At 71.0% G+C, this 6,826-nt stretch carries 9 protein-coding genes; 4 read left to right on the top strand and 5 right to left on the bottom strand.

The genetic code is table 11. The features are described from left to right. The 4 genes from SACHA_RS20935 to SACHA_RS0107845 form a co-directional block, all read left to right on the top strand. On the top strand, nucleotides 1-258 hold a 258-nt coding region (locus SACHA_RS20935; protein ID WP_019808581.1), incomplete at its 5' end, for a glycerophosphodiester phosphodiesterase family protein. 104 nt (nucleotides 259-362) lie between these two features. Beyond that, on the top strand, nucleotides 363-1,787 hold the full coding sequence (locus SACHA_RS0107855) for an MFS transporter (RefSeq protein ID WP_019808579.1): 1,425 nt from the start codon (nucleotides 363-365) through the stop codon (nucleotides 1,785-1,787). 84 nt (nucleotides 1,788-1,871) lie between these two features. Then, the gene (locus tag SACHA_RS0107850; protein WP_157601628.1) at nucleotides 1,872-2,708 is read left to right on the top strand and encodes a thymidine kinase; all 837 of its coding nucleotides are present in this window, start codon (nucleotides 1,872-1,874) and stop codon (nucleotides 2,706-2,708) included. 262 nt (nucleotides 2,709-2,970) lie between these two features. Then, entirely contained in the window at nucleotides 2,971-3,315 is a 345-nt protein-coding gene (locus SACHA_RS0107845) for an RNA polymerase-binding protein RbpA (protein ID WP_019808575.1), read from the top strand. Between the two features lie 140 nt (nucleotides 3,316-3,455). Here SACHA_RS0107845 and SACHA_RS0107840 read toward each other — a convergent pair whose 3' ends face one another. From SACHA_RS0107840 to lnt, 5 genes are all read right to left on the bottom strand, one after another. Next, nucleotides 3,456-4,082: a dihydrofolate reductase family protein gene (locus SACHA_RS0107840; RefSeq protein ID WP_019808573.1), complete on the bottom strand. Its 627-nt coding sequence runs from the start codon at nucleotides 4,080-4,082 to the stop codon at nucleotides 3,456-3,458. Next, nucleotides 4,079-4,561, bottom strand: coding sequence for an SRPBCC domain-containing protein (locus tag SACHA_RS0107835; protein ID WP_019808571.1), 483 nt, complete (start codon nucleotides 4,559-4,561; stop codon nucleotides 4,079-4,081). The genes SACHA_RS0107840 and SACHA_RS0107835 overlap by 4 nt, the downstream gene beginning before the upstream one ends. Then, nucleotides 4,558-4,932, bottom strand: a complete 375-nt coding sequence (locus SACHA_RS0107830) for an ArsR/SmtB family transcription factor (RefSeq protein ID WP_028662981.1) — start codon at nucleotides 4,930-4,932, stop codon at nucleotides 4,558-4,560. Before SACHA_RS0107830 ends, SACHA_RS0107835 begins: the two co-directional genes overlap by 4 nt. A 96-nt stretch (nucleotides 4,933-5,028) precedes the next feature. Beyond that, nucleotides 5,029-5,823: a polyprenol monophosphomannose synthase gene (locus tag SACHA_RS0107825; protein ID WP_019808567.1), complete on the bottom strand. Its 795-nt coding sequence runs from the start codon at nucleotides 5,821-5,823 to the stop codon at nucleotides 5,029-5,031. Continuing rightward, a partial coding sequence (gene lnt, locus SACHA_RS20930; protein ID WP_019808565.1) for an apolipoprotein N-acyltransferase occupies nucleotides 5,759-6,826 on the bottom strand: 1,068 nt, incomplete at its 5' end. The genes SACHA_RS0107825 and lnt, both read right to left, overlap by 65 nt.

Below are 6,826 nucleotides of genomic sequence, written 5' to 3'. Positions count from 1 at the left end.
CCCGTGCGGCTGGGGACGCTCGCCCGGGGTGTGATGGCGCAGGTGCCGGTGCGGCACGGGCCGGTGCCGCTGGTGGACCGCGCGTTCGTGCGCGCGGCGCGGCGGGTCGGGATCGAGGTGCACACCTGGACGATCAACGAGTCGGCGCGGATGCGGGCGTTGCTGGACCTCGGGGTGCACGGGATCGTGACGGACCGGCCGGATCTGCTGCGGGAGCTGTTGCGGCACCGGGGGATGTGGCCGCCGGGGCCGGTGTGACCCCGGCGGCGGTTCCCGTGGCGAGGTCACCATCGCGGGTGAGTGTGGTCCCCCGAGGGAGTAGTCTTCGCCGGTCATTGTGATCAGCGTGCGAGGAGCCGGTCATGTCCAGCGTTTCCGGCGGCCCGGCCCCGGCCGCCGATGTCCGTCAGCGTCGTCGTGAGCAGCACGGCTGGTACTTCTACGACTGGGCGAACTCGACGTTCTACACCTCGGTGATCACCGTGTTCGGTGCGTTGTACATGAGCACGGTGGCCGCCGAGGACGCGCGGGCGGACGTGGCGCGGAACGGGCCGACGCCGTGTGTGGGGCCGGACGGGACCAGCGACTATCTGCACGACTGCGACATCGGCCTGTTCGGGTTGACGTTCCCGGCGGGGTCGTTGTGGGGGTATCTGCTGGCGGCGGCGACGGTGGTGCAGGTGCTGGTGTTGCCGGTGACCGGGGCGATCGCCGACCGCAGCCAGTACAAGAAGCGGATCCTGGGGTTCTTCGCGTTCCTCGGTTCGGCGGCGTCGGCGTTGTTGTTCTTCGTGGCCGACGGGCGGTGGGAGCTGGGCGTGGTGTTGTACATGGTGGGCAACATCGGCTACGGCGCCTCGTTGGTGACCTACTACTCGTTCCTGCCGGACATCGCCTCGCCGGACGAACGGGACGACGTGTCCTCGAAGGGCTGGGCGTTCGGGTATCTGGGCGGTGGTGTGGCGCTGGCGCTGCAGTTGGCGTTCTACCTGGGGCACGAGTCGTTCGGGGTGAGTGAGTCGATGGCGGTGCGGATCTGCTTCGTCAGTTCGGGCGTGTGGTGGGCGTTGTTCACGTTGATCCCGTTGCGGCGGTTGCGGGAGCGGCAGCCGCCGCACGGCACCGAGCACGGGGTGTCGGTGGTGCGGGCCGGGTTCACCGAGTTGCGGAACACGGTGCGGCACGCGCGGGCGTTCCCGCTGACGCTGGCGTTTCTGGGGGCGTATCTGGTCTACACCGACGGGATCTCGACGGTGGTGGCGGTCTCGGCGCAGTACGGCAAGGAGGAGTTGCGCTTCGACAACGAGGTGTTGATCGCGACGATCCTGGTGATCCAGTTCGTGGCCTACGTCGGTGGGGTGACGCACGGGCTGGTGGCGCGCCGGGTCGGGGCGAAGAAGACGATCCTGGGCAGTCTCGTGGTGTGGATGTGTGTGCTGGGGGGTGCATACTTCATCGAGGTGGGGGCGCAGTTGCAGTTCTACGCGGTGGCCGCCGGGATCGGGCTGGTGCTGGGGGGTACGAACGCGTTGTCGCGGTCGCTGTACAGCCAGATGATTCCGGCGGGCAAGGAGGCGCAGTACTACTCGCTGTACGAGGTCGGTGAGCGGGGAACGTCGTGGTTGGGGCCGTTGTTGTTCGCGGCGGTCGGGCAGGCGACCGGATCGTTCCGGTACGCGATCATCGCGTTGCTGGTGTTCTTCGTGGTGGGGTTCGTGTTGGTGGCGCTGATCCCGGTGCGGCGGGCGATCGCGGCGGCGGGCAATCCGGAGCCGAGCGTGCTGTGAGGCCGGTGACCGTGTCGTGCGCGCCGGTGGTGGAGTGCTCTCCCCTGCCGGGTGTGCCGTCCGCTGCGGATAGGGTGCTGCCTCGTGAATGGCCCGGATGACGTGGATGTCGACCCGACCGGCGCCCCGACCGGCGCGTTGTCGCCGGCGCCCGGAGGGTCGCGGGGCCCCGCGGCGCGGGTGGGTCGGGTGAAGTTCTTCTACGGTCCGATGGACTGTGGGAAGTCGACGCTGGCGTTGCAGATCGACCACAACCTCGCGCGGCAGGGCAGGCAGGGGCTGTCGTTGGTGCGGCACGACCGGTCGGGGTCCGGGCGGATCAGCAGCCGGATCGGGATCGCCCGGCGTGCGGTGGAGGTGCGGGGCGACACCGATGTGCGGGCGGTGGTGCGGCGGTCGTGGGAGCGGGGTAGGCCGGTGGACTATCTGGTGGTGGACGAGGCCCAGTTCCTCTCCCCCGGCCAGGTGGAGCAGTTGGCGGAGCTGGCCGACGAGGTGTGCGTGGACGTGTACTGCTTCGGGATCTCGACGGATTTCCGGGGTGAGTTGTTCGCGGGGGCGCGCCGGTTGGTGGAGTTGGCGGACGAGCTGGAGCCGGTGCAGGTGGAGGTGTTGTGCTGGTGTGGGCGGCCGGGCCGGTTCAACGCGCGGGTGGCCGACGGTGTGGTGCTGCGGACGGGTGACACGGTGTTCGTGGCGGACACGGTGGGCGGTGTGCCGGACGGGACCGTGTCCGGCTCCGGCACCCCGGACGCGGGCGGGTCTCGTGCGGATTCCTCCTCCGGTGGGGTGAACTCGGACACGACACGGACGTCGACGGAATCGGCTACCGTGCGTTACCAGGTACTTTGTCGTCGGCACTTCCGCCGTGGCGAAGTGGGGCCGGATCCGTCCGGTCCGGGGCAGCTCCAGCTGACGTGACCGGGTGCCGGTCGCGTGCGGTGGGTTGCCCTCCAGACCGTCCTCACCCGAGTGGGGGAGATCACCGAGACAGGAGGCCGTACCGCGTCACAGGATCGCGTCAATGGTCTCCCTGTGGGAGCAAGCTGTTTTCAACACGGGTGACGTGGTTCACCGCGCGTGGCGGACGGGTGGTCGGGAATGCCGCCGACCGTCCGGGACGTTGCACTCGGTGAGCACGACCCTGGCTCCACGCGCGTGGAGCCGACCGAAAGGACCCATCATGGCCGACCGTGTTCTTCGTGGAAGCCGGTTGGGTGCGGTCAGTTACGAGACCGACCGTAATCACGACCTCGCACCCCGGCGCACCGTGCGGTACTCGTGCCCGAAGAACCACGAGTTCGAGGTGCCGTTCTCCGACGACGCCGAGATCCCCCCGACGTGGGAGTGCCGGTTGCACGGCACCGAGTCGGAGATCATCGACGGTGGGCAGTCGGAGCCCAAGGAGGCCAAGCCGCCGCGGACGCACTGGGACATGCTGCTGGAGCGGCGTTCCATTCCCGAACTCGAGGAACTGCTCAACGAGCGGCTCACCGAGCTGAAGAACCGCCGGGGCCGCACGGCCTGACGAGCGGTGAAGCGGGGAGGCCCCCGGTCCGTGCGTGGCACGGGCCGGGGGTTTTCCTGTGTGCGGCTCCGTGTGCGGCCGGCTCCTCCGAAACGGGTTCCCGTCGGGTGGTCGCGGTCGGCGCCGCCGGCGTGGGCCGGTCAGCGGAAGGCGGTGACGCCCTCGTACTCGCCCCGCGGCGCGGGGCCCGTGGTCTCGTATTCGAGCAGCAGCAGGCCGTTGGGGGTGGCTTCGTGGTGGACGAGGCGGAGGCCGGTGGTGGTGTCCGGGTCGGTCAACAGCCGCCGTCCGGTTCCGAGGACCGTGGGGGCGATGACCAGGCGGACCGTGTCGATCAGGCCCGCCCGCAGCAGCGTGTCCCCCAGGCGGGCGCTGCCGTGGATCTGGAGTTCGCGTCCCGGTCGTCGTTTCAGGTCGGCGACGGTGGAGCGTGGGTCGCCGGTGAGCACCGTTGTGGGGTGCCAGGTCGGCTCGGTGCGGGTGTTCGACACGACGTACTTCGGCAGGGCGTTCATCCGCCCGGTGAACGGGTCGGCCGGGTCGGTGATCTCGGGCCAGTCGCGGGCGAACGCCTGGTAGGTACGGCGGCCGAGCAGCAGCCCGTCGGCGAGGTCGAGCCACTCGGAGGTGCGTTGAACGAAGGTGCCGTCGATGTGTGGGACCAGCCAGCCGCCGCGGGTGAAGTCGTCGCTGGTGTCCTCGTCCGGGGAGCCGGGGCCCTGGCTGACCCCGTCGAGGGTGACGAACCCGGTCAGCGCGAGCTTCACGGCGACTCGCCGTTCTCGGCGAAGGTGGCGAGTTGGCCGGCGACGGTGCCCCAGCCGTCGGTGAAGCCCAGTTTCTCGTGCCGGGCGCGGGCGTCCGGGTCGGCGTGTCGGACGAGCATGCGGTAGTCGGTGCCGTCCGGGTGGTCGTCCAGGGTGATCGTGGCGGTCATCGCGACCGGGGCGGGATCGGCGGGACGCCAGGTGCTGTCGACGGCGTTGGTGAACACGATCCGGCCGGGTTCGTCGACGGTGAGGAAGCACGCGTCCAGGTGCGGGACGAACTCGGTCCCGTCGTCGCTCATCCGGGTGACGAACGCCCCGCCGGGTCGCGGGTCGAGGTGGTCCACGCGGCAGCGGGCCGGGGCGGGGATCCACCACTGTTCGAGCCGGGACGGGTCGGTCCAGGCACGCCACACGGTCGCGCGGGGGGCGCGGATGATCCGGTGCAGCGTGAGGTCGAGATCGGGGTCGAAGGTCACTGCGGTCGCTCCTGTGGCTCGGAATCGGTTCGGTCGGAATCGGTTCGGTCGGGGTCGGTGACGAACTGTTCGAGGCGGTCGCTGCGCTGTTCCCAGATCCGGCGTTGCTGGGCGAGCCAGTCGTCGACAAGGGTGAGCCGCTCGCGGTTGAGTACGCAGGTGCGGACCCGGCCGTTCTTGACCGTGTGGACGAGGCCGGTCTCTTCGAGTGTGCGCACGTGTTTGAGGAACGACGGCAGCGTCATGGTGAACTCGCGGGCGAGGTCGCCGACGCTGGTGGGCCCGTGGCCGAGGTGGCGGACGACGGCCCGCCGGGTCGGGTCGGCGAGGGCGACGAACACACCGTCCATCTCCGCCGAATAGTTAGCCATGAGGCTAAGTATGTGGGTCCGGAGTGGCGGGCGCAAGACGCGGCCGTGGTGAGGGGTTGCCGCCGGGGTGCGGGACCGCTCCCCCGTGCCGGGGCGTCAGCGGCGGGTGAGCCGGTGCCGCAGGTCGCGCACGGCGGGGTGGCGGCGCAGTTGTGCGCGCCGCCGGTGCAGGCCCCAGCGGGCGACGTTGACCATCGCCTCGCCGATGATGGAGCCGTTCATCTTCGACTCCCCCAGTTCGCGTTCGGTGAAGGTGATGGGCACCTCCAGCACGGTGAACCCGGCGTCGGCGGTGCGCCAGGTCAGGTCGATCTGGAAGCAGTAGCCCTGGGAGGCGATCTCGTCGAGCGCGAGGCCGGTCAGCACCTCGCGGCGGTAGGCGCGGAAGCCGGCGGTGATGTCGTGCACGGGCACGCCGAGCGCGACCCGCGAGTAGAGGTTGGCCAGCCGGGACAGGGCCTGCCGTTTGCGGGGCCAGTTGACCAGTGCCCCGCCGGGGACGTAACGGGAGCCGATGACGAGGTCGGCCCCGGACAGCGCGTCGAGGACACGGGGCAGGTCCTCGGGGGCGTGGGAGCCGTCGGCATCCATTTCCACGAGGGTGGCGTAGTCGCGCTCCAGCCCCCAGCGGAACCCGGCGATGTAGGCGGCGCCGAGGCCGGCCTTGCCGCCGCGGTGCAGCACGTGGACCCGGGGGTCGTCGTCGGCGAGTTTGTCGGCGACCTCGCCCGTGCCGTCGGGGCTGCCGTCGTCGACGACGAGGGCGTGCACCGTCGGCAGTGCGGTGTGCAACCGCTGCAGCAGCGGCGCGAGGTTGTCCCGTTCGTTATAGGTCGGGATGACCACCAGCACCGGGTCGGTCGCCGCCCTGTGCCGTGTCCCCTCCGCCATGCTGCTCCCCTTCTGCCGTGCTCGCGTGCGGGGCGTCGACCGCCCGTGTGTCCGTGGTGTGCCGTGCGCGGCCGCGGAGCCGGAGCGCACCGCCGGTGGCGACCGCGGCGGCCGCGGCCACGACCAGGGTGTACTCGGTCCCGGGGCCGAGCCGGTCCGACAGCGTAGTCTCCCGCCGCAGGGGCACCTCGGCCACCAGTGAGGTGTCGGTGTAGGTGTCGGTGGCGGTGCGCACGCTGCCGTCGGGGTCGATGATGGCGCTGACGCCGCTGGTGGCGGCCACGGCGACGGCGCGGCCGTGCTCCACGGCGCGCACGCGGGACATCGCCAGTTGCTGGTGGGTCATCTCGCCGCGGCCGAACCAGGCGTTGTTGGTGGGGGTGACCAGCAGTTCCGCGCCGGAGTTCACGAGGTCGCGGGCGGGGTGGTCGTAGGCGATCTCGTAGCAGATGACGCTGCCGACGCCGGTGCCCGCGGTGTCCAGCACGACGGGGTCGGTGCCCCACCGCATGTCGCGGGTGTTGCCGAGGAACGGGGTGAAGAAGGCGGCGAGGTCGCGGGCGGGCACGTACTCGGCGAACGGGACGAGTTCCCGTTTGGTGTAGTGCCCGGTGGGGCCCCGCCCGGGTTCCCACAGCACGACGGCGTTCTCCGTGGCGCCGGCGCCGTCCGGACGGTACAGCGCGCCGACGAGGGTGGGGGTGTCGAACGCGTCGACCATCGCGTCGATGCGGGGGTCGTCGCCGTCGGTGTCGGTGGCGGTCTCCGGCCACACGACCAGGTCGGGTTCGGGCACGTCGCCGGTGCGGATCCGGTCGAGCAGGTCGGCGCTCTCGGCGAGGTGGTTGGCGCGGAGGGTGTCGCGTTCCCCGAGCAGGCCGATACCGACGTCGGGGGCGTTGCCCTGCACCAGCGCCACGGTGCGGGTACCGGCCTGGGCGTCGGTGCCCACGGTCGGCCACACGGCCAGCCCGGCGACCAGCGGGACGGCGGCGGTGGCGGC

It is taken from the genome of Saccharomonospora halophila 8, assembly GCF_000383775.1.
Lineage (GTDB): Bacteria > Actinomycetota > Actinomycetes > Mycobacteriales > Pseudonocardiaceae > Saccharomonospora > Saccharomonospora halophila.
This window is presented reverse-complemented; position numbering and strand designations above follow the sequence as displayed.

What these genes read in the sequence shown, in the direction of transcription:
- SACHA_RS0107830 (WP_028662981.1), bottom strand. Translation starts at nt 4,932, where the DNA reads ATGGCTAACTATTCGGCGGAGATGGACGGTGTGTTCGTCGCCCTCGCC.
- SACHA_RS0107845 (WP_019808575.1), top strand. Translation starts at nt 2,971, where the DNA reads ATGGCCGACCGTGTTCTTCGTGGAAGCCGGTTGGGTGCGGTCAGTTAC.
- SACHA_RS0107825 (WP_019808567.1), bottom strand. Translation starts at nt 5,823, where the DNA reads ATGGCGGAGGGGACACGGCACAGGGCGGCGACCGACCCGGTGCTGGTG.
- SACHA_RS0107855 (WP_019808579.1), top strand. Translation starts at nt 363, where the DNA reads ATGTCCAGCGTTTCCGGCGGCCCGGCCCCGGCCGCCGATGTCCGTCAG.